This window comes from Pseudoalteromonas sp. AWH4_217, from assembly GCF_056161105.1.
In genome coordinates, this window is sequence record NZ_JBSWYM010000016.1 from 1 (window position 1) to 22495 (window position 22495).

Genomic DNA, 22495 nt, shown 5'->3' on the forward strand with positions numbered 1-22495 from the left:
CCTTGTATTTCACCGCAAGCGGCCAGCTAAAGCTGTTCAAAGTGGTTCCAGACCACTTTGTCCGCCTCTGGGCACCATTATTAAAAAGCCTCGCATTAGCGGGGCTTTTTACTTTCTGTTCTAAATTAAGTTAGTTGGCGCAATCGAACACGCCTGCGGATGGTTCGATGATGAAATACGTCCTTGTATTTCACCGCAAGCGGCCAGCTAAAGCTGTTCAAAGTGGTTCCAGACCACTTTGTCCGCCTCTGGGCACCATTATTAAAAAGCCTTGCATTAGCGGGGCTTTTTACTGTTGGATTCTACTTACCTTTCATACATCGCATTAACAACACAGGTGGTTTCGTCTATTTGCAGTGCAACGGCCTTACCTTGGGCTTTGGCCGACAGAAGTAACGAAAACTCTTCATTGAATGAGGTCCTGTTTCGGTCAAGGCAAAAGCGGTTTGGCCAGGTTGGATAACATTTACAGTCTGTTTTTGTGGTTCCTTCCATACCAATAGAGATTGTTTTTCCATCATATCCTATTGCTATCATTTCAATGCGGCCACTATGCCAATCTGCGTAAGCAAAACAAGGCAAAAGCAGACAAAGGGAAAGCCATTTTTTCATGGATCGTTCTATCCTAATTATACAATACGGTTTGCAGTATGTATTATAATCAAAAATGAACTTGCTTAGCCATTAGCAGGGCGTCAATTTGGCCATATACCAAATTAAGCGCATGTGTTTGAGTCAATATGGAACAGATTGAGATTTTTGAGATCCCCAGCCCTTGCCGTGGGATCTGTGAGGTGAACAACCGGGGTTACTGTAAAGGGTGCTTTCGCAGTCGTGAAGAGCGCTTTCACTGGCATGCCCTAACTGAGCAACAAAAACGCAAAGTGATCGAGCTGTGCGCGCAGCGACAAAAACGTGTGATGGCAGCGAAAAAACGCCATAGTGACATGCCATCAAAAGACGCAGAACAAGCGGCAGAGCAAGACGATTTCTTTAAATCTGATACTTAGCTTTTAACATGGTTACCGTTCCTTTCTTAGCCAGTTGATTCAATGCTTGTTCTAGTTGTGGGATCAGCGTTTTATGTTTTTGATGCAAGTAGTGAAAAGTCTCGATGGTTAACAGGGTTTCTATTTTAAAAGACTCTAAATCAATGTCTGCAAGATACTCACGCAAGTGAAAGTCAACAACCAGTGCAGCCTGTACTTTGCCCTGAGTAACCAGGTTAAGCTGAGTAATGTTGTTTTTTACTTCTATTAGCTGGCCATTAAACGGGGTCGTCTCCAGGTATTGATTGGCAACCAGGTAACCACTCTGTATGACCAAAGAATCAAGTTGCTGGAATGTGCAACTCAGGCAACGGCTTAGCAACTGTAGATTAAACGTGTATAGAGGAAAACGAACTTTAAGTAGGTTCGGGTAAGCCTGAGTTACACCATGGATCCGACCAAGCTGGCCATCCAAAGCGCCATCATTGGCTGCAATTAATGCACTTTGCCGGTTGAAATCGACCAGCTCAAGCTGGTACCCCAACTGTTGATAAGCGGTTTGCAGTAATTCGATAACGTACCTGGCCTGGGGAGTATCGGCCGGACGGTTGAAGTAGAGTGTCCGGTTATCTGATGCCATACTTTTCAAACTCAGACAGTAAAGCAATATCAAGCTGAAAATTCGCAATGGATCTCCTTATTGAAAATCGAACCATCCTGTCACGCCATTTGCCTGCGAGACGAAGCAATTTTGCTTACTCGATAGCGGCACATTTTGCATGATCGGATACACCTTAGCGTAATTATGATACACTTTTTACAGAGATTGCTGTAACCAAATTTACTATGAGCTATAACCTGTGTAATTTATCACGACAAGATAAATATCAAATTCAGTTAGAGTACGAGGCGTCATTCTGGGCCTATCAAATAAAACGCGGTAAAAATAGCCGAGAAGCCATTTATGACGCCATTAATCAACGTCCTATCTCTGAGCAGACGGTATTGAAGGAAAAGTTTGAGTTTTACCTGGGGTTGATGCTGGCATAGCCATGGAGATCATTGCTGGGATTTTACCTGCTATTCAGACGCCACTGGTGAATAAGTTTTACCAAGCCCATAAGGCGAGGGGAAAGGCGACCCGACAGGACCAAAACTGGGTGCTAAAGAGCACAGAAATTATTGCGGCATGCAGAGTGCAATGCGTTGCAGGCAGTGATTTCTTATCCACGGTTTTGGTTGTCCCCGAGCACAGAGGCAAAGGGCTGGCCCGGCAGTTATTAGTGGCGGTGCTGGCTCAGCAGCACACCCCTTTATTTACTTTTGCTTATCGTCATCTTGCTACTTTTTATGCAGGATTAGGTTTTGAAGAAATTGAGCCTGAGGAGTTGCCTCAGGCGCTGACAGAGAAATACCACACATATGTTGCGCAAGGCCGTAAACTCCAGGCAATGCAATATATAAAACCCGATAAGAATTGACTATGTTGCGAATAATCCTCAGTTTTATCCTTCTTGTATTTGCTTCTGTGCCTCAGGCACAGGTAGCACGCTTGTCTCCCGCAGAGGGGCTGTCTCAAAGCTATGTCAATACCTTACTGATAGATGATAACGGTTACCTTTGGCTGGCAACGGAAGGTGGCCTGAATCGGTATGACGGTTATCAGGTATTGGAGGTCGGAGGGCCTAATCAGGACCTGAATAAAATGCAGATAGACCGCATATATCAGGATGAAAGTGGCCTTATCTGGATTGCTTCAGGGCGAGCTGGACTGTTTAGCTACGATCCTGACCAAGATAGCTATCGTCGTTATACCTCTGCTCCTGAGTCAGAAGAAGATTACTTTGAGAATAGCGTATTCCAGATGCTCAGTAAGAGTAAACATGAACTTTGGCTGGGACGAGCACAAAATGTTGCTGTAATGGATACTCGGACCGGTGAAATCACTAAAGAAATAAGGTTGCCGGTAGAAGATCCACAATTGGCGGTACGCGGCCTGCTTAAACATGAGAATTTACTCTTTATTGCATCTGCAGAACGCTTGTTTGTATATAACATTCAAACGGATGAACTGCGTACGCTTAAGCACAGAGATCAGATCACACACCCTTTTCAAACCAATACCAAATCTCTGCATTTACTGGATGACAATACCCTGATATTGGGTGCCGTCATAGGCATGTATCAATTAGATATAGCCGCTTTGCGCCGCGATTTTGATGCTGAGGTTCCGTATGAAACCCTTATCGAAGAGCTCAATATCTGGCAAATAGAACGTAATGGTACACAGCTCTTACTCGGGACAGATCTGGGGTTAATGCACTATGATATCGCCAGTGGTCAAGTACAGCGTGATACGCGCCTGACCGACAGTCGTTATGCCGTTTCAGATAGCAGTGTTATCTATTTTATCCGGGATGACTTTGGAGGGATCTGGATTGCAACGAAAAAAGACGGTGCTTTTTATTTGCCCGCTGAATCCCAGGGGTTTGACAACGTCCATCCGGGTAATGTTCAGGGCCGCTTTTCTAAAGGTACTGTCTGGGGGCTGGTCGAGTACGATGGCTATATCTGGGCAGGGACCCGAGATGGCTTAACCCGTTACGATCCTCAGACCCGTGAGTCAGAACAGTATTTGGCCGGTTTTCTGGGGGATGGCTTTTATCCCGAGTTCACTATTTTTGGGTTGCTGAACTATCAGGACAAGCTCTGGCTTAGCAGTAACCGCGGCTTGTTTGTGTTTGAACCACACTCTGAAGAGATTTATCGGCCTCAGGCGCAGGATGAAGCGGCCACGTCGGTATTGTCGGGATTTGTCAAAGGGGCTGTGATTGTAGGTGACGGGCAGCTGTATCTGGTGGATGAGAAAACCGGTTTTTATGTGTTTGATATTAATACAGCCAGGTTGACCAAGCTGGGAGAGGAGTTTGATCGGTTTGACCCTTTCCTGAGTTACGGCTTTTATAAGCCTCTCAGCACGCATCCGCAGGATCCGGTCTTTTACAGTGAAGGTCGGTTATTTCGCTATGACACCCAGGCACACAGACTGGTTGAGATTTATCAGGTACCCAAGGCGCATAAACAAAGTGCAGTCGACCTGCTAAGTTACACCATAGATAAGCACAATGTTTTATGGTTGTCTTTCGCCAGGCATGGTCTGGTACGACTAACTGCTGATGGATATGAGTTGTTGCCCATGCCAAATGAGCAGCACACTGTGACCAACAATATTCTGTACGAAATGGTCCAGGATGATGTGGGTATGATCTGGATGTCGTCACATCAGGGGATCTGGCGGCTGGACCCGGATAACTTTCACCTTCAGGGTTTTACAACGGCTGATGGGTTGATGAGCAATGAATTTAACGGTGGAGCCTCTGTAAGGCTTGCGGATGGTCGTATTGGCTACGGTTCATTACAGGGCTTTACTTTGTTTGATCCCGAAGTGCATCGCCCAACTAAATCTTTGTTAAGCAAGGTTAATATCACAGATGTGGACTTGATGTCTCGGGATATTCTGCCTTCCGGTCTTAAATCGTTTTCCTATATTGAACTCAACCACGACGACATTGGTCTGGAAGTCTCGTTTTCAGCCATGGCGTTCACGTTACAGGAGCGCATAGTCTATGAGTATCAACTTTCAGGTGAGCAGCGTATTCTCAGTCGCAATAGTAATCGAGTGGTGTTTCCTAAGCTTAGCCCGGGGAATTACCGCCTGAAGGTGTGGGCGAAAGATCCGTTGACGGGCGATTATACCCCGCCTGCGCAGTTAGAAATCGCCGTGCATTATCCTGTGTGGCGCGCACCATGGGCGCTATTTTGTTATGTGCTACTGGGCGCAGCATTATTTGCATTTTGGGTTCACAGGAAGAACAAAGTCGCAGGCATGATCCTGGCTGCTCACCGTGAAACACAAAACAGTGAAACTCGCCTTAAGATGGCCCTGGAAGGGAGCAATTCAGGAGTGTGGGACTGGCAGTCCGGCAGCCACCTTGTATATCAGCCGCGATTGGTGAGCGACCTGGGTTATAGCAACGATAGTATTGTATTAGATGAGTATCTTGAGCTGATCCATCCTCAGGATCGCGCTTTGTTTCGTATTGAATGGCTTGAATTTGTGTCGACAGAAAAAGGCTTTATTGACTGTACCTATCGCCTACGGCACATCAACGGGCAATGGCGCTGGTATAAAGACTACGGAAAAGTGATGTCCTGGCAGGATGGGGTGCCGGTACAGGTTGCCGGAACCTACACTAACCTGACGCGAGAGCGGGTATTTGAGGAACGTGCAACTCTATTTGGTGCGGCGTTTGAACAGACGCGAGACTGGGTAATGATTTTTGACAAGCATTTACGGATCCTGGCCTGCAATAAAGCTTTGCAAAGTGCTTTTTCTGTCAGTGAGGCGCCGTCCTCAAGTACCAGTGTGACACTGGGCCTTGAACGTCATGTCAGAATGAAGTATTTACGTGAGATCAGCAAACTGAAGGTAGGTGAGTTGTATGTTGCAGAAGAGACACTGCGATTGCCAAGTGGTGAAAAGCGGCAGGTACTGCTTAAAATCAGTGCCACAGAAGACAAACACTACATTTTGGTGCTGACTGATATCAGCAAGCAAAAACGCACAGAGAAAGAACTGTACCAGCTGGCAAATTATGATGCCCTGACAAAGCTGCCAAACAAGGTACTATTTATGGATCGTGTGCAGCACGCGATTGAGCAAGCGCGTTTATCACGGCAGCCCTTGGCCATCATCGCGATTAAATTTAGTCGATTGCAGCGTTTTGCTGACACCTACGGCAATGACTTTCTAGCGTTAGTGACTCAGAAACTGGCGACCAATCTTCAGTGTTGTTTTCGCGAAGTCGATAGCCTGGCAATTGGTAATGAAAGAGACTTCTATATATTGATGGAGCAGCTTACGGGCGTGGAGCAGGTCATGCGCTATATCCACTGTCTGCTTGAGCGCTTCGAAAAAGGCTTTGAGATTGAACAGCAACAGGTACATGTTAAAGCGAAATTGGGTATTGCGATGTTCCCGGAAGATGCCTGCGATGCGTTTGACCTGAATCAGGCTGCCGAAACGGCCCTGAACCATGCAAGGCAGTCTCTGATGACTGACTATCAGTTTTACCATCGCGAAATAAATGAACAAGTACAGCGTGCCCTGGCGATAGAGCAAGCATTGTTAAAGGCCTATCAGGAAGAAGCGTTTCGCAATCATTACCAGCCTATCATTAACGCCAGCAATATGTCAGTAGAAGGCTTTGAAGTGCTGTTACGCTGGCCACAAGATCCCAGCTACAGTATTGAAGAGCTTGCTCATACTGCTGAACAGACAGGGATTATTACCCGGGTTATGCTTCAGACTCTGGAGCGTGCACTTGCTGATCTGAAACAATGGCATACATCTCATCCTGAACTGTATATTTCGGTCAATTTGTCGGCGTTGGATTTTCAGTATGATGACCTATTGGTGCGGATTAAGGAAATCCTGATACGCAATCAGGTTGATGGCCGTTATCTGGTATTTGAAATTACGGAATCCGTGATGATGGCAGACGCTCAGCAGGCCATTTCGCGGATGCATGAACTCAGAGCTCTGGGGTGTCGTCTCTATATGGATGACTTTGGCACAGGCTATTCATCACTGACTTATCTCAAACAATATCCAGTCGATGCACTTAAAATTGACCGCAGTTTTGTCAGCGACATTGGCCGGGATAAAGAGCATGAAGTGATTATTCACTCGACCTTGTCACTGGCGCATAGCCTGGGTAAGTACTGTGTTGCCGAAGGGGTGGAACATATGGAACAGTTATCTTTCCTGCGGATGTTGGGGTGTGAGCGTTTTCAGGGCTATTTATTCAGTAAGGCATTACCGGCACCGGAGGTCGGCGAATTATTAATGCGTAACTGGCATCAGGTCTTTACCCGGGCCAGTTAACCATATTAGTGATATGCAGTGGTCCGTATAACGCGGGCCAGATTGCGTCTATAACTTGCCACCACAATGGCGGCAATAGTGGTCGTGCACACGCTGGCTGGTCATTATTTTAATGGCCTGATTTGCTTCTACGGCACTGAGCCCCAGCTCAATTCGCAAGGCTTCCAGGTGCTCTTTTTCTTGTTCATCGACCTTACCGTCGCTCAGAGAGTGCAGAACCGCTTCGTTGAATGCATCCCGACGCTTTCTGAGTTGATCCGCAAAACTCGATGCCAGCAGACCTGTGGGAATAGCGACCATCCCCATACTCAGCAAAGTGATCACCCCACCGAAAAAGCGCCCTAATGGCGTAATGGGTACGACGTCACCATAACCCACAGTTGTGAGGGTGGCCATAGCCCACCACATAGCGGCAGGGATAGAGCCAAACTTGTCGGGCTGTACATCGTGCTCGATCAGATAAATACCACACGAGGCCACAACCAGCACCAGTGACATAATAAAAAAAGCGGCAAGCAATGAACTGCTTTCTTCTCTGAATGCAGCCAGCAGTAACTGCATTGCGCGGGAATAACGGGTAAGTTTAAAGATACGTAGCAACCGGAATACCCGTAAAAAGCGCAGGTCAAAAGAGAAGAACACCATTAGCAGGGTAGGAAGAATTGCCAGCAGATCGATAATGGCTAAAGGAGAGAACACATAACGCAGGCGTTTTCTAATATTACTGCCTGAGGTGTGTTTAAATTCGAGCTTATCCACACAACACCATAACCTCAGCAGGTATTCAATGGTAAAAATGGCGACTGAGATCACTTCGATGTAGAAAAATAAACTGTGATAGCGAGTGGCCAGTGCAGGCACGGATTCAAGTACAATGGCTATCACGTTGGCAATGATCAAGGTGATCAGGAATACATCAATTGTATGTCCGGCTTTTCTGAATCGACCACTGGCTTCCAGTAGTCCTGCGGTTTTTTGTCTGAGTGTCAGATCCATAAATGTACTGTTCACCTTGTGATAGTAGGTTGTCTTGTGTTACTGAACTGTCAGTGGCATTTTCATAACAACAGTCCCTTCTTCAAAATCCCGGCTGACAGCGAATCCCAGCTTTTTAGCCAGTCCGATCATACCGGTATTTTCCGGTAGAGTGATCCCTTCAATACATCCCACCCGTTGACGCTTGCAATAGGCAATAGCAGCTTCCATCAGTAACTTACCCAGGCCAAGCCCCTGGCAATCGGAGCGCACCACTACAGCAAACTCTGCAAGTAAGTTGTCTGGGTCCATGAGCACCCGGGAAACGCCCAGAGTGCGCTGGGCACTTTTGTATGGCTCGGTAATGATAAACGCCATTTCACGGTCATAATCTATCTGTGTCATTTTAGCCAATTGTTCGTGGGTAAACTGGGGAAGCTCACCAAAAAATCGACGATATCTGTCTTCTTTACTGAGGGATTGATCGAACTCTTGGTGGTTGCGTTCGTCCTCCGGGCGAATCGGCCTCAGGTGTGCTTCAACCCCGTTCTTCAGAGTAACCGCGCGCTCCCACTCTTTGGGATAAGGTTTGATGGCCAGTCGTTTGCGTCCGGGCAGGGGTTCATATCGTTGCAAATCAATGCTGGCATCCAGAATTAAAAAGTGTCCGTCCGTTGCCAGGATTGGGTTGAGTTCCACTGCCTGAATATCCGGCTGATCAACGACCAGCTGTGAGACGCGGCTAAGCAGGGCACAGAGACGATATTTGTCGACTTTCTCTGGTAGCAGGCGCTCTTTCAACACGCCTTTGTCATAGGCCGCGGCTATCAAATATTTGGCCAGATTCATATTCAGTGGGGGCAGAGCGACGGCAGCCTGATTAAAATTGAACCCGGTACCCGCTTCGCCCAGCAAAATAACAGGGCCGACATCCGGTTCGGTTTTGACGGCGATGCGCAGCTCCTGACTACCAGCCCGGGGCGCCATTTTTTGCAACGAGAAACCTTCGATGATGGCATCTGGATAGGCTTGCTTGATACGTAGCAGAATCGCAAATGCACTTTGTTCTACCTCATCTGCATCATTGAGGTTCAGGACCACGCCACCTACCTCAGATTTAGACGGGATGCTTGGACTAATCAGCTTGAGTGCAACCGGGAAGCCGAGTATTTGTGCTTGTTCTTTTGCTTCACTGGGTGTTAACGCAATGTCTGTATCTATGCACTCCATCCCGTAGTGGCAGAGGATTTTACCGGCCTGGTGAGTGGAGAGCTGAGTGAGATCTTGTTTCAGGAAGGCATCTATCTGTGCTTTGGCATGGGTGCTGTTGATCAGTTCATCCTGGCTGACTGATTCCGGTGTCTGAGTGAGGTGCTTTTGGTTGCGACGATAGCTGATTAAGTGCATAAACGCACCAACCGCCCCTTCCGGTGTGCGGTAGGTTGGGATACCGTGTCGGACACAGACGTCACGGGCTTCATACGCTGCCTCTTCACCCATAAAGTTGGTCATGACAAAAGGACGGGCCATTTTGGGCAAGGTACTGAGGGTTTGGGCAATGATCTCTGCGTACGCTTCACTGGGGGCAAGCGCTGACGGTGTGTGAATGATCAAAAGGTTTTTAACCTCATCGGCCTTGAGTAAAATTTCCAGTGCCTGCTTGTAGCGGTGGGGAGCAGAATCACCGAAAATATCGATGGGATTCGCGGTGTGGTTGGACTGAGGGATCACGGCATTGAGCGCCGCTATGGTTTTGTCACTGAGCTCCGCGAGCTTGCCACTGCGCTGTAATAAGGTATCCACAGCCATGATACCCGGGCCGCCACCGTTGGTGAGAATGGTCAGATGCTCGATTTGCAACAGTTTAGGATGCAGCGCCAAAGTTTGCGTGGCGGCAAACAACTCCCTCAGATCGGTGACCCTGAGCATGCCCGCGCGCTGAAACATCGCGTCGTACACCGCATCGTCCGAGGTTGACCCGCCAGTATGGATCATTGCAGCTTGCGCACCTGCCTGAGTACGGCCAGTCTTGATTGCGATCACGGGTTTACTGAAGGCTGCAGCCCGTGCCGCAGAGATAAAGCGACGGACATCTTTGATGTTGTCTATGTACAGTAAGATGGCTTTGGTTTTTGCGTCCCGTCCAAACAAATCGAGCAATTCGTCAAAATCAATATCCAGACTGTCGCCCAAAGAGATAAAATAAGAAAACCCGATGTGTTTGCTTTTTGCCCAGTCCAGTATGGTTGAGCACACCGCAGCAGATTGGGAGATAAAGGCCAGTTTACCTGCATCTGCGGTGGTGTGAGAAAAGCTGGCATTCAGCCCCAGGTGGGGAACCAGCATCCCCAGGCTGTTAGAGCCAAGCAGGGTGATCTGTTTTTCTCTTGCCAGTGCCTGTACACGTGCTTTTTGGTCACTATCCAGCCCGGCTGCGACAATGATGACATTTTTACACCCCCGTTCTGCGAGGTCTGTCAGTACCTGTATCAGAGTGGATTTATTGGTACAGATAACAGCCAGATCCGGTACCTGTGGCAAGTCGGCGATCGTTGGGTAGGCAAGCACCCCCTGAACGGCAGAGTACTTTGGCGTGACGGGCATGATGGGTCCTTTGAAGCCGCCATGCAGCAAGTTGCGCATCACGACGTTACCTGCTCTATCTGGGTTGCTGGAAGCGCCAATCACAGCCACCGAGCGGGGGTTAAAGAACTGATTTATCCGCTTAATGCTCATACTAACTCCTTGACTTGCCTAATGATGGCGGGTTATCTGCTAAATATTAATCGCTTTATGGACAGGTTGCGAGTTAAAGCAGGCATTGTTTTGATCTGGGTGCACTCGCCCACCTAAAATGACGAAACAAGTGCCATCAGGGTTAGTGGTTTTTGTCCAACCATTTCCCCATCGCTGCATCATAGGCATCCGTGATAGCATTTTTGTCACAGGTGCTGCTCATCGTGAGCCAGTTCTTGGCAAACCCCTCGGGGGGCGGGTTATTGGGATCGCCCTGGACTTCTTTGTAGCACCGATCTCTCTCGCGATATTCTGTAAAAATTTGGTTTTGAGATTCGACTTGGCGTAGTGTTTGATTTCTGAGGTGGTGTGATTTGGGCACACCCAGGCGATGAGGTTGAGGCTGTCCTGTGGGCGCGTCTCCTGCTATTTGCTGGTTGAGCTGCTGCTGTTGCAAACGCAAGCGAGACAGCCCAAGTGCGGGGTCGATGTGTTTGTACGGTTTGTCTTTGTTTGTATTGCTCGACGCCTCGCTCTGTTGTGATTTTACCCTAGCAGTGGCTTTATTCTCTGTGACTGATTTGATGGGGCTTACAGCCACTGCTTTGACAGTAGAGGATGGCTCTTTCGGTGCCACTAGTTGCTCTGCAGGCTCCTCTGCCTCATGTGCGGGTTCCGGTTCTTTAGTATCAGGGTCTGAAGCAACCATTGGTGTACTTTTTTTTGGTTGTTCGACCACCAGATACGTTTTAATGCTTTTGGTAGGGGGGATAGTGGGGACAAACGCAGTGTGTTGAGCAAGTAGCCACAACAAACCCAGATGGCTGGCAACAGACACAACAATTGCAACGACCCACGAACGCATCACTTTTCCTTAGTGTGTTATTTTTATGATTCTGGTTTATACAAAACACAGATATGACCTTGTCCTTTGTTAAAAGTTCAGTTGCATCAGCTCAGTTGCAATCATCCGCAGTAGCCGCGTTTCACGCAGTAATGACTGTCCTTGTTTATCGCTGCTGGCCAGCACACGTTCGTTGTGCGCAATTGCCTGAGCAATCTCAACCCAACGTGGTTGCATACCATTATTTACTTCATAGTGCTCCATCTCGGGCTCATCAAATTCACCGCAAATATCACATACGTAGCAATGAGAAATAATATGGACAGTATCATAGTCCGGTTTGTGCCAGCGTTGATACTCTTCGTAAACACCAAAGGGAACCACGTTAGTGACGGTACGGGCACCCGTTTCCTCTTTGACTTCACGTACTAGCGCATCGGTCAGAGATTCACCTTCATCAACACCACCACCAGGCAAAGAGTAGTCGTCATATCTTTGTGTATAGAGTAGCAATATTCGCGACTGACTGGTGATGATTGCTCGTGTTGCTGGGCGGGTAAAGCAACTGCCCGGCAAAGGCGTCGCAGGGATTGGATTAAGAACGCGCATTTTTAAGTCCACAAAAAGCGCCGATTCTAGCACATTTAGAGAAGGCAAACATGCCCAGCAGGCTCAGCCGGGCATGTGTTTGTTCGGGTACGTGTTAATAGGGCAACGGGTAAGTTTTAAGTACCGTATCAATCTCAGCTAATGCCTCTGGCGGCAGGCTCATATCGAATGCTTTGATATTTTCTTTTAGCTGCGCCATGGTGGTTGCGCCTATGATAGTCGACGTGACGCCATCGACTTGATTACACCAGGCAAGTGCGAGTTGTGCGGCGCTAATTTGATGCTCTTTGGCAATCTCCAGGTAGGCGGCAGTGGCTTCCTGGGCAAACTGGGTATCACGGAAGAGACCATTGCGCTGGATCAATGTCCAACGTGAGCCCTCCGGCCTTGCGCCGCCCAGATACTTGCCTGACAATGCACCGCCTGCAATGGGTGACCAGGGCAGGTAAGCAATGTCTTCATGCACGCAGTTCTCAATAACATATGGCCAGTCTTTGGCATGTAGCAGGTTGAATTCGTTTTGAATGGAAACGGGCCTTGGTAGTTGGTGCTGTTGTGCCAACTGCAGGTAAGTGTTGATCCCCCATGGTGTGTCGTTAGACAGTCCCCAGTGGCGAATTTTGCCTGCATCGATGCACTGTTTTAGGGCCTTCAAGATCTCAAGCATGTCTGCTTTGTGCTGCTCTGTAGACACAGCACTGAAAGTGATCATCCCCGGCCAGTGTTTGGAAAAGTGCGGGGATGTTCTGTTTGGCCAATGCAACTGGTAAACATCTATGTAATCGGTTTGTAAGCGCTTTAGTGAGGCATCCACAGCCTGCACTATGGCCTCTGCCGAGATAGGCGCACCACCGCGGATCCAGGCTAATCCCGAGCCCGCAATTTTGGTTGCGATGACGATATCCTGGCGTTTTTCCGGGTGACGACGCAACCAGTCTCCGATAATTTCCTCGGTTTTACCATAGGTATCTGGCGAGGGGGGAACGGCATACATCTCTGCGGTATCGATAAAATTGATACCCTGTGCAAGTGCAAAGTTGATTTGCTCATCGGCGTCGTGCTGATTGTTCTGCACACCCCATGTCATGCTGCCCAGACAGACACGTGACACCTCTAAATTGGAATGACCCAGGCGGCTGTACTTCATAAATGCTCCTTGTGTTGAATAGGTCTGGCGTATCGGCGAAGTGAGCTATAGATACGCAGGCATTGTCTGACCAGTTTAGAGTATTTCCAAATAAAATACAGATCGTATGTGGTGACAAAAAATATTCAATCGTATTGCCATAGTGAGATTCTTTGCACATAATAACTGTATAAATAACCAGTCTTCGAGATCATGCGTAAGTTTATCCATGTTGATATGGACTGCTTTTATGCCGCCGTAGAAATGCGAGACAACCCTGCGCTTGCGGATGTACCCATTGCGATTGGGGGGAACAGCCACCGTGGTGTACTGTCGACAGCCAATTATATTGCCCGCCAATATGGGGTGCGCTCAGCTATGTCTAACTATAAGGCCAAACAGCTGTGCCCTGAGCTGGTAATTGTGCCAGGCCGGATGTCGGTTTACAAAGCGGTGTCGGCGCAAATACGAGCAATTTTTGCCCGCTATACCGAGTTGATTGAACCATTGTCCCTGGATGAAGCCTACCTGGATGTAACGGAATGCGCTTTGTATCAGGGAAGCGCCACATTAATTGCTCAGCAGATCCGCAGTGACATTTTTCACGAAACAGGCTTAACCGCCTCTGCCGGCATTGCTCCCATTAAATTCCTAGCCAAAATTGCCAGTGATGAAAACAAACCCGATGGCCAGTATGTGATCACTCCCAATGACGTGGCTGCGTTTATCGATACACTGCCACTGAAAAAAATCCCGGGTGTGGGTAAAGTCACCCATGAAAAACTGCTGGCTATGGGGCTGCAATATGGCCGGGATGTTAAAGCCATGAGTCGCGCACAGATGACGGATCGCTTCGGCAAATTTGGTGATGTACTGTGGCGGCGTTGTCAGGGGATAGACGAGCGCAAAGTAGAAACTGAGCGTGTTCGTAAATCAGTAGGGGTTGAGACCACGTTTGAAAAAGACATTCAAAGCCTGGATGCGCTCAAAGAGATTCTTCGCCAGCGTTTGTTACCTGAACTACACCGGCGTTCTGAGCCCTACCGCGGGACGAGAACCTTTAATAAGCTAGGCGTTAAAGTAAAGTTTTATGACTTTTCGCAAACCACCAAAGAATGCCAGTATCATGAGATTGATGAGGGCGTGCTATTCACCTTGCTGGAGCAGGCTGTAGAACGCTATGGCAGTAAACCGGTCAGGCTGATCGGCATTCAGTTGGGTCTAGGTGAGAGTTCATCCGGCCAGGCCCAATTAGGCCTGTTTGACGTTCCGACCTTAGACTAAAAGATAACTGTGTCACTACTCTGCGATTATACGCCTGTGTGCTAGGGTATTAGCAAACCGATTTAACAGAACCGTCGTTTCGTGGGTTATGGCCCGTTGCCAGATGTGTTTAATCTCACTGGCAAGGCTAAACCTGATGGTGAGACGATAATAATACCAATTTCACTTAATACCTGTTCAATTTGAAGGAGCAAATATGCCGCTAACGGTGTTAAAAATTTCTCATTTAGAACAACTAAATAGCGAAATTTTTGCCTCGCCTATATGGATGTAGGTGCCTCAGCGATAGCAGGACCCGAGAGCGGTGTTATTGACGATATTTTCTCGCCTCAAAATAGAACACTTAATTAAACAAATTGGTATAACTGTGCTTTAGTGACTTTTGTCTGTTGTATGACTGAGCGGGTTGTGTGCTGAGCAATAACGAACAGATATAAAGAGACTAGTAATAACAACAGCAGGACAACAACAGGGGGAATACAATGCAGTCAATCATGATCGTGCTGTTTGGCATACTGGGTATGCTGTTTGGCTGGTTTGTCTATTCAAAGTTCATCGCCGAAAAAATATTTAAAATGGACGATAAGTTCGTGACACCGGCGCATGAGTTAAACGACGGAGTAGACTATGTGCCAACCAACAAAGTCGTTCTCTGGGGACACCACTTCACATCTGTAGCCGGGGCGGCGCCCATTGTCGGCCCAGCCATAGCAGTATATTGGGGCTGGGTGCCAGCCGTTTTGTGGGTGGTGTTTGGCACCATCTTTTTTGCTGGTGTGCACGATATGGGTGCCCTTTGGGCCAGTGCCCGTCACAAGGGTAAGTCTATGGGCGCTTTGTCAGAAACTGTGATAGGAAAGCGCACCCGGTCATTATTTATGATTGTGGTCTTTTTGGTCCTGTTGATGGTCAATGCGGTATTCGGGGTGGTGATTGCCAACTCTTTTGTAGCCAACCCCAGTGCCGTATTCCCCGCGTGGGCTGCGATTCTGGTTGCACTGGTCATTGGTCAGTTGCTCAAACGCCAGGTGCCGTTGGTGCCCTTGTGCGTGATCGGGGTAGCCATCTTGTATGCCAGTATTTATGTGGGGTCGGGTATGCCGCTGGCACTGCCCAGCGAGTTGTTTGGTCTGGCAGACAAAGCAAACTGGATCATTATCTTGTTTATCTATGCCGCCGTTGCATCTTTGTTACCTGTCTGGATGTTGCTGCAGCCGAGAGACTTCATTAATGGCATGCAACTGCTGGTCGGTCTGGTATTGCTCTATGGTGCGGTATTTGTGGTGATGCCTGATATTACGGCGCCGGCATTTAATACTCAGACGGCAGTGGATACACCGAGTATTATTCCGTTGTTGTTCGTAACCATTGCTTGTGGAGCCGTATCCGGATTTCACGGAATTGTATCCTCTGGCACCAGTTCCAAACAGCTAGACAAAGAGACGGATGGCCGTTTTGTTGGTTATCTGGGTGCCGTGGGTGAGGGGTCGCTGGCTCTGATCACTTTGGTGGCCGTAAGTGGTGTTATGCTGGCGGTATCCCCTGAAGAGTGGCATGAAATATACAGTCACCTTGGTGCTGGTAGTGTGGGCGCCTTTATTCAGGGGGGCGCGAATCTGATCAGCAATGGCTGGGGATTATCGGTGGAAATCGCCTCGACCCTGCTGGCGGTGATGGTGGTGTTATTTGCGGGTACCACGATGGACTCTGGTGTACGCCTACAGCGTTATATTATTCAGGAATGGGGAGAGATCTACCAACTGAATGCACTGAAAAATGGCGTACTTGCAACTTTGGTTGCTGTCGGGTGTTGCTTGTTGCTGGCATTTGGTGCTGGTGGGGCATCGGGTAGCGGCGGTATGATTATCTGGCCACTGTTTGGCTCCACCAACCAGATCCTCGCAAGTCTGACTTTACTGGTAATTTCTGTGTATCTGATTAAACTGGGTCGCCCTGCCAAGTTTACCCTGATCCCCATGACTTTTGTGATTCTGATGGCTTTCTTCGCCGGAGTGATCAAGCTGGGTGAATACTATGAACAGGGTAACTGGCTATTGGTTGGCCTCGATATTGTGGTACTTGTTGTCAGTGTACTGGTCATGCTTGAAGCCTGGTCTGTGGTCAGTAAACTCAAGTTACAAAAAGACACCGAGACGACATCGCAGCCCGACTAAATGACAGGACCAGGGTGCAAAGGTGTTGAGTGTCTGCGCTATTCAACGTGATAGCGCATTATCCTGTGCTTAAGCGCGTATTTACCTTGATGGTCTTGGTTCTTGCCAGCAAATAACCGATAATCAGCCCAGGATTAAAATAACCAAGGGCTGATTATATGTCTTTCCCTCTTGCTCTGTCGGTCAATGACTGGCAAATTCAGGACGCCGATGCCGTCATCGTCGTTACTTCCGATGTGTCTGAACTCGCTTTTTCTGAGCTAAATAGCGCCGCGGCACCTTACCTGGCTGTTGATGCACGACTACGTACCAAAGCGAGTGTGTTATTGGCTGAAGGTGTGCCTGGCAAGCGCCTTATTGTGTCGCCGACTGGCCCACTGAACCGTGACTATGACGATGTACGTCGCTTTTTTGAGGCGGGCAAAGCGGGTATCCAGGAAGCCAAAGCAGCAGGCGCTGTCAAACCTGTTCTGGTTGTTGCAGGGGTACCCAGTGAAGCACGATATCAGAATGCGCTTGAAGTGACCTACCTGGGAGCCTGTCAGGCACTGTGGCAGCCTCTTGAGGCACGTGAATACCGCGGCCCTTCCATAGAGCCCGTCGAATCAATCGCGTTGCTGGGAGCAAGTGAAGAGCAGTGTCGACAGCTTAATGCCATTGCGGCAGGTCAATATGCGGCCCGTGATTTGTGTGGTACAGAGCCTGAGCGTATGGCTCCCCCTAAGTTTGCAGATTACTGTGTTGAGCTGTTCAAGGGCACAAGTGTTAGTGTTGAAGTTGTGGCAGAGCCTGCGACTATCGATCAGGAATATCCTATGCTGGGTACCGTTGCCCGCGCATCGTATGCAGTAGAGCGTCATCACCCGCGAGTGGTGAAGTTGGTATACACACCAGAAGGAGAGGTAGAGCGTACGCTGATGTTTGTAGGTAAGGGCCTGGTGTATGATACGGGTGGTGCTGACCTCAAAGTCGGTGGCTTTATGGCCGGGATGAGTCGTGATAAAGGTGGTGCGGCTTCTGTGGCGGGCTTTATGAAGTCTGTGGCAGACTTCCAGCCTAAAGGCGTTAAAGTGATTGCCTACCTGGCAGTGGTGCGTAACTCAATTGGCTCTGACTGCTTTGTTCCGGATGAGATAATCACCTGCCGTGAAGGGGTTAAAGTACGGATTGGCAATACCGATGCTGAAGGGCGTCTGGCAATGGGTGATCTGCTGAGCGAGCTAAAAGATTTGGCCAAGCATGAGGTGAACCCGGAACTCTTTACCGTAGCAACACTTACTGGCCACGCAGCACGCGCAATGGGTCCATATAGCGCCTATGTTGAAAATGGTCCGGCACGCGCCCAACAGGTATCTCGCCAGCTTGCTGATTTAGGTGATTTGTGGGCTGACTGCGCTGAAGTGTCGCGCAGCCGCCGCGAGGACTACGACTTTGTTCAGCCGCGCACTCTGGCGGATGACGTACTGTCGAGTAACAACGCACCGTCAGCAGTCACTGCCCGTGGTCACCAGTTTCCAATGGCCTTTTTGGCAATTGTTGGTGGTCTGGACAAACATGGCTGTGATGCTGAGCTACCTTTGCCGTATGTTCACATGGATATTGCCGGCAGTGGTGTTGAAGGCGGTGACTGGCAGCATGGTAAGCCGACAGCCGCAACCGTGAGTAGTTTGTTTGCGCGTTACTGCCGCTAAATCTTAAAGCGTTCCACAATCAGGGCAAGCTGATGGCTTGCCTGCTTCAGCTCCTTGCTGGCCTCAGACAAGTGCTGTGTAGTGTCCAGTGAGTGGTGGGTGGCGTCCGACAGATCGCCAATGCGCACATTGACGTCGGCTGCTGCACTGCTTTGCTCCTCCGTTGCACGGGCTATCAGGCCATTCATGTCCAGGATCACGGTGATCAGCCGCTCAATTTCATTCAGTGCTTGTTCGGCCTCATGTACCTGGCTGACCGTACTGTTTGACAGACGCTGGCTGTTTTGTACTGCATCCACAGCTGCCTGAGCACCTTTTTGTAGCTTCTCTATCATAGCCTGAATTTCATCGGTACTCTGTCCGGTACGACTCGCCAGTGTACGCACTTCATCGGCGACTACCGCAAACCCGCGACCCTGCTCCCCGGCACGAGCGGCCTCAATTGCAGCATTGAGCGCCAGCAGATTAGTTTGCTCTGAAATACCTCGGATCACGTCCAGTACTGAGCCAATATGCTGGCTTTCTTCTGCCAGTGCTTGTGTCACAACGCTGACTTCCTCAATGGTATCAGAGAGCGTACCTATGGCATCAATGGTTGTACCAATCGTGGCTTTGCCCGTTTCACTGGTATGCATCGCATCTCCTGCAGCCTGTTCAGCGGCTTCGGCATGCTGGCTTATCTCTTGTATCTGAGCACTCATTTGCTCGACAGCTGTGGCCACCTGACGGCTACTGTCATTCTGCCTTTCTATATACTCCAGGTTGACTTCGCCTGTATTGTCGACCCGGTTGGCAAGGGCTTCTACTTCAGTTGCATTATTGGCAACAGAGGCAATCGAGCTGCGCATTTTTTCGGTATAGGCATTGAAAAAACGCGACAGGCGGGAGATTTCGTCTCGGCCATGTTCATCAAGTTGCTGTGTCAAATCCCCTTCACCCTGAGAAATATCACGCATCATGTCCGAGGCGGTGCGAATGGGTTGTAAAATACTATTGCTGATAAAGAAGTTAAGTGCAATGAGCACGACCAGGAGAGCAAGAATATTGAAAAGCATTTGATTGCGCAGCCGCGCAAATTGCACGTCAATATTATCCAGATAAACGCCGGAGCCGATGATCCATTGCCAGGGCGCAAAGCCTTTTACATAGGAGATCTTATCGACCGGGTCGGATTTACCTGGCTTAGGCCATTTATAGGGAACAAAGCCAGCTTCTTGAGCGTCTACAACCGCCACCATTTCCTGAAATAATGCCACACCGTCGGGATCTTTACTGTCTCTGACCGACTGCCCGTTGAGCTGAGGCTTAAAAGGATGCATCACCATGCGAGGGTAATGATCATTGACCCAAAAATAATTATTTTCATCGTATCTGAGGTTTTTCAGTGCATTCAGGGCTGCGGCTTTGGCTTCATCTTCATTGAGTAAGCCCTGGCGCATAGCCTGATGATAATGGGTAATGAGGCTATGCGCAGTCTCCACCAGATTTTTAGTTTTTTCATATTGCTGTTCGCTCAGTGCCTGATATTGCTGTTGCAGATTCATCACACCCAGTGCAGCCAAACCCAGAACGACGACTCCCACCAACATTGCAAGGCGGCCAAAAATGGTGAACTGTCTCAGAAATGCCATATCTGTGGCTCCTCTTGAAGGCACAAGGTTGTGCGCTGAACGGACTTTCATTGTCTATATTGCAATAAAAGTGCAGGTGAAATTTGTTCTAAATCAAGTGAATAATATATTTAGCGAGGAAAGATTTAGGCAATTAGCTATTTGTCGAATACCACAGCTGGATGCAGGAGGGTGGAGTGCGGGCCAACACAGGCCCGCATGTTGAATTATTTCACCTCAAAGTGACGATTAAAGAAATTGGTAATCGTCTGATGTAAATGGGTTTGCACTTTCTTACCGCGCAGACTGTGCTTGGAGCCCGGATAAGTCATCATCTCAAATGGCTTGGCGTCATCCTGTAACTGTTTGAACAGTTTGGTGGCGTGTGTAAACAGTACATTGTCATCTGCCATACCGTGGTAGATCATCAAAGGTCCCTTGAGGCCATCAGCATACGGGAAGACGGCACTTTGCTCATAACCTTTAGCATTGGTTTCAGGGTGCCCAAGGTAACGCTCTGTGTAATGTGTATCGTATAGAGCCCAGTCGGTCACCGGGGCTCCTGATACGCCGGCTGCGAAGTAGTCGCCAGCTTTGAACATAGTCATCAGTGCCATATAGCCACCGTAGCTGTGTCCATAAATACCAATGCGAGCAGGGTCGACATAATCCAGTGTACGTAAGAACTCTACACCACGGATCTGGTCTGCAACTTCCACTTCTCCTAAATGTTTATAGATAGGGTCTTCAAAGCGCTTGCCGCGGTTGTACGAGCCACGGTTATCTAACTGGAAGACAATATAACCTTGCTGCACCATATACTGGAAGTACAGGTTCTTACTGCGCCAACTGTTGGTAACACGCTGGGCATGTGGACCCCCGTAGACATTAACGATCACCGGGTACTTCTTGTCTTTTTCCAGGTGCTTTGGTTTAAACAGGCGGTAATGCATCACCTGGCCGTCTTCAGCTTTGAGAGTACCGTACTCAGGAGTCGCCAGATCGTTCAGGAAAGGCGTCAGTGGATGCTGGTCATCCAGTTTGTTTTGCTCCAGCCAGGTAACGAACTCACCATTGGATTTACGCAGCGATACAGACGTAGGCTGATTTACAGAAGACTTACTGTCGATGAAGGTGCGGTTATCCTCGGCCATCACTACTTTATGGTAGGCGCCTGCTTCTGTGATCCGCTTAATGTTGCCCTTCTTGAATAGAGGGACTGAATATAAGTGGCTTTCCAGCGGGGTGTCTTTGCGACCAGAAAAGTACACCAGGCCTTTTTTTTCATCGATGCCCTGTAGCTTATCGATGACCCATTCTCCTTTGGTCAGCTGACGAACCAGCTGGCCACTGGTGCGATACAAATAGAGGTGCTTGTAGCCATCACGCTCCGACGCCCAGACAAAGTGCTTTTTATCTTTAAGAAAATGCAAGTCAAAATGCAGGTTCAGCCAGGTATCACTGGTTTCTGTCAGGGCAACGCGCTGCTGTTTGTTGCTGGCGTTATAGAATCTGAGTTCCAACTTTTGTTGAGAACGATTTTGCCATTGATAAGATAATGTCGTGTCATCTTCCAACCATTTTGCGCGTGCGATGTAGATGTCTTTGTCTTTACCAAGGTCGACCCAATCAATTTTTTGGTTGTTCAGTGTCACCACACCCAGATCTATGCGAACATTATCTGTGCCGGTGAAAGGATAGCGCTGGTTAAAAAGCTTAACTTCGTCCGCATAAATCTCATTGCGAATGGCTTCTTGTACCGGGCTTTCATCAATGCGGGTAAAGGCAATCTTGCTTTCATCACCGGCCCACCAGTAGCCCGTCATCCGTCCCATTTCTTCCTGTGCGACAAACTCAGCCATGCCGTTTTTGATGACGCCGCCCCCATCTTTGCTGAGACGGATCTCTTGACCGGTTGCCAGCTCCAGTGCATACAAGTCTTGTTCACGAATAAAGGAAACATAGTTGCCCTTAGGTGAAAAACGGGCATCGGTTTCAAAGGCCTCGGTATTGGTAAGCTTACGGCTCTTACCTGTGCTTAGTTCGTAATAGTAAAGATCCCCATTGAGTGGGAAAAGCAGCGCTTTACCATCTTTTGACCATTTGTATTCCAGGATCCCGCGACCAAAGATGCGCTGTCGTTCACGGCGTGCTTTTTCTTCATCAGACAATGTTTCAGGGCCCGAAAAAAGTGCCTGAGAATCCACCAGTAGTCGATTGGTGTCAGCTTTAATATTGTATTCCCACAGATCATACCGGTTGTAGTCGTCTACTTTTCCCTGCAGGTAAGTCACCCGCGTACCATCGGGTGAAAACTTCAGTTTAACGGGCGCCTTTCCCGCTAAAGTTGGGTCATCAAAGATACGTTCCAGCGTCAGTGGTTGAGCCACAGCTAACTGGCTGGAGGCCAGCAAGCCAGCGGCTAACGCTGCGTAAGATAACAGATTGCGCACAGAGTCACCTTTTTAGTTGAGTTGGTTTGGTTTAAGAGCGTTGATGGTAAAGACTGT

General features: G+C 48.7%; 16 protein-coding genes. 7 read left to right on the forward strand and 9 right to left on the reverse strand.

Going from position 1 to position 22495, the window contains the following annotated elements:
• Positions 1-306: 306 nt before the first annotated feature.
• A complete protein-coding gene (locus tag ACXAH1_RS18205) occupies positions 307-612 on the reverse strand; it encodes a hypothetical protein (protein WP_475198619.1) in 306 nt (101 codons plus the stop codon).
• A 128-nt stretch (positions 613-740) separates the two neighbouring features.
• Here ACXAH1_RS18205 and ACXAH1_RS18210 point away from each other — a divergent pair, with 128 nt between their 5' ends.
• Entirely contained in the window at positions 741-1010 is a 270-nt protein-coding gene (locus ACXAH1_RS18210) for a DUF1289 domain-containing protein (protein ID WP_475198621.1), read from the forward strand.
• On the opposite strand, the gene ACXAH1_RS18215 is transcribed toward ACXAH1_RS18210, so the two are convergent.
• Entirely contained in the window at positions 994-1629 is a 636-nt protein-coding gene (locus ACXAH1_RS18215) for a substrate-binding periplasmic protein (protein WP_253048465.1), read from the reverse strand. The two genes, ACXAH1_RS18210 and ACXAH1_RS18215, sit on opposite strands and share 17 nt — an antisense overlap.
• Positions 1630-1835: 206 nt before the next feature.
• Between ACXAH1_RS18215 and ACXAH1_RS18220 the strand changes: the two genes are divergently transcribed.
• The 3 genes from ACXAH1_RS18220 to ACXAH1_RS18230 are packed head-to-tail and all read left to right on the forward strand — an operon-like array spanning position 1836 to position 6936.
• Positions 1836-2039 carry a DUF3283 family protein gene (locus tag ACXAH1_RS18220; protein ID WP_253048463.1) on the forward strand — a complete coding sequence of 68 codons (204 nt, stop codon included), beginning with the start codon at positions 1836-1838 and terminating at the stop codon, positions 2037-2039.
• Between the two features lie 2 nt (positions 2040-2041).
• A complete protein-coding gene (locus ACXAH1_RS18225) occupies positions 2042-2470 on the forward strand; it encodes a GNAT family N-acetyltransferase (protein ID WP_475198622.1) in 429 nt (142 codons plus the stop codon).
• 2 nt (positions 2471-2472) lie between these two features.
• Positions 2473-6936 (forward strand): EAL domain-containing protein, encoded by a 4464-nt coding sequence (locus ACXAH1_RS18230; protein WP_475198623.1) that lies wholly within the window; start codon positions 2473-2475, stop codon positions 6934-6936.
• 48 nt (positions 6937-6984) lie between these two features.
• Here the strand turns inward: ACXAH1_RS18230 and ACXAH1_RS18235 are convergent, their stop codons facing one another.
• The 5 genes from ACXAH1_RS18235 to ACXAH1_RS18255 form a co-directional block, all read right to left on the reverse strand.
• Positions 6985-7932 (reverse strand): ion transporter, encoded by a 948-nt coding sequence (locus tag ACXAH1_RS18235; protein ID WP_475198624.1) that lies wholly within the window; start codon positions 7930-7932, stop codon positions 6985-6987.
• A 39-nt stretch (positions 7933-7971) separates the two neighbouring features.
• Positions 7972-10647, reverse strand: a complete 2676-nt coding sequence (locus tag ACXAH1_RS18240) for a bifunctional acetate--CoA ligase family protein/GNAT family N-acetyltransferase (RefSeq protein WP_475198625.1) — start codon at positions 10645-10647, stop codon at positions 7972-7974.
• A gap of 142 nt (positions 10648-10789) precedes the next feature.
• The gene (locus ACXAH1_RS18245) at positions 10790-11512 is read right to left on the reverse strand and encodes a hypothetical protein (RefSeq protein WP_475198626.1); all 723 of its coding nucleotides are present in this window, start codon (positions 11510-11512) and stop codon (positions 10790-10792) included.
• A 69-nt stretch (positions 11513-11581) separates the two neighbouring features.
• Positions 11582-12100 carry an NUDIX hydrolase gene (locus tag ACXAH1_RS18250; RefSeq protein WP_475198627.1) on the reverse strand — a complete coding sequence of 173 codons (519 nt, stop codon included), beginning with the start codon at positions 12098-12100 and terminating at the stop codon, positions 11582-11584.
• A 94-nt stretch (positions 12101-12194) separates the two neighbouring features.
• Positions 12195-13247: an aldo/keto reductase gene (locus ACXAH1_RS18255; RefSeq protein ID WP_475198629.1), complete on the reverse strand. Its 1053-nt coding sequence runs from the start codon at positions 13245-13247 to the stop codon at positions 12195-12197.
• A 192-nt stretch (positions 13248-13439) separates the two neighbouring features.
• On the opposite strand from ACXAH1_RS18255, the gene dinB reads away from it, so the two are divergent.
• From dinB to ACXAH1_RS18270, 3 genes are all read left to right on the forward strand, one after another.
• Positions 13440-14510: a DNA polymerase IV gene (dinB, locus tag ACXAH1_RS18260; RefSeq protein ID WP_475198631.1), complete on the forward strand. Its 1071-nt coding sequence runs from the start codon at positions 13440-13442 to the stop codon at positions 14508-14510.
• 482 nt (positions 14511-14992) lie between these two features.
• Entirely contained in the window at positions 14993-16684 is a 1692-nt protein-coding gene (locus ACXAH1_RS18265) for a carbon starvation CstA family protein (protein ID WP_138550099.1), read from the forward strand.
• Positions 16685-16842: 158 nt separating this feature from the next.
• Positions 16843-18375 (forward strand): M17 family metallopeptidase, encoded by a 1533-nt coding sequence (locus ACXAH1_RS18270; protein WP_475198632.1) that lies wholly within the window; start codon positions 16843-16845, stop codon positions 18373-18375.
• On the opposite strand, the gene ACXAH1_RS18275 is transcribed toward ACXAH1_RS18270, so the two are convergent.
• Together ACXAH1_RS18275 and ACXAH1_RS18280 are read right to left on the reverse strand one after the other, a co-directional pair.
• Positions 18372-20006 (reverse strand): methyl-accepting chemotaxis protein, encoded by a 1635-nt coding sequence (locus ACXAH1_RS18275; protein ID WP_475198633.1) that lies wholly within the window; start codon positions 20004-20006, stop codon positions 18372-18374. The two genes, ACXAH1_RS18270 and ACXAH1_RS18275, sit on opposite strands and share 4 nt — an antisense overlap.
• A gap of 206 nt (positions 20007-20212) precedes the next feature.
• Positions 20213-22429, reverse strand: a complete 2217-nt coding sequence (locus tag ACXAH1_RS18280) for a S9 family peptidase (protein WP_475198762.1) — start codon at positions 22427-22429, stop codon at positions 20213-20215.
• Positions 22430-22495: the final 66 nt, after the last annotated feature.

Coding starts and splice junctions, on each gene's coding strand:
- ACXAH1_RS18205 (WP_475198619.1), bottom strand. CDS start 612: ATGAAAAAATGGCTTTCCCTTTGTCTGCTTTTGCCTTGTTTTGCTTAC.
- ACXAH1_RS18210 (WP_475198621.1), top strand. CDS start 741: ATGGAACAGATTGAGATTTTTGAGATCCCCAGCCCTTGCCGTGGGATC.
- ACXAH1_RS18215 (WP_253048465.1), bottom strand. CDS start 1,629: ATGGCATCAGATAACCGGACACTCTACTTCAACCGTCCGGCCGATACT.
- ACXAH1_RS18220 (WP_253048463.1), top strand. CDS start 1,836: ATGAGCTATAACCTGTGTAATTTATCACGACAAGATAAATATCAAATT.
- ACXAH1_RS18225 (WP_475198622.1), top strand. CDS start 2,042: ATGGAGATCATTGCTGGGATTTTACCTGCTATTCAGACGCCACTGGTG.
- ACXAH1_RS18230 (WP_475198623.1), top strand. CDS start 2,473: ATGTTGCGAATAATCCTCAGTTTTATCCTTCTTGTATTTGCTTCTGTG.
- ACXAH1_RS18235 (WP_475198624.1), bottom strand. CDS start 7,932: ATGGATCTGACACTCAGACAAAAAACCGCAGGACTACTGGAAGCCAGT.
- ACXAH1_RS18240 (WP_475198625.1), bottom strand. CDS start 10,647: ATGAGCATTAAGCGGATAAATCAGTTCTTTAACCCCCGCTCGGTGGCT.
- ACXAH1_RS18245 (WP_475198626.1), bottom strand. CDS start 11,512: ATGCGTTCGTGGGTCGTTGCAATTGTTGTGTCTGTTGCCAGCCATCTG.
- ACXAH1_RS18250 (WP_475198627.1), bottom strand. CDS start 12,100: ATGCGCGTTCTTAATCCAATCCCTGCGACGCCTTTGCCGGGCAGTTGC.
- ACXAH1_RS18255 (WP_475198629.1), bottom strand. CDS start 13,247: ATGAAGTACAGCCGCCTGGGTCATTCCAATTTAGAGGTGTCACGTGTC.
- dinB (WP_475198631.1), top strand. CDS start 13,440: ATGCGTAAGTTTATCCATGTTGATATGGACTGCTTTTATGCCGCCGTA.
- ACXAH1_RS18265 (WP_138550099.1), top strand. CDS start 14,993: ATGCAGTCAATCATGATCGTGCTGTTTGGCATACTGGGTATGCTGTTT.
- ACXAH1_RS18270 (WP_475198632.1), top strand. CDS start 16,843: ATGTCTTTCCCTCTTGCTCTGTCGGTCAATGACTGGCAAATTCAGGAC.
- ACXAH1_RS18275 (WP_475198633.1), bottom strand. CDS start 20,006: ATGGCATTTCTGAGACAGTTCACCATTTTTGGCCGCCTTGCAATGTTG.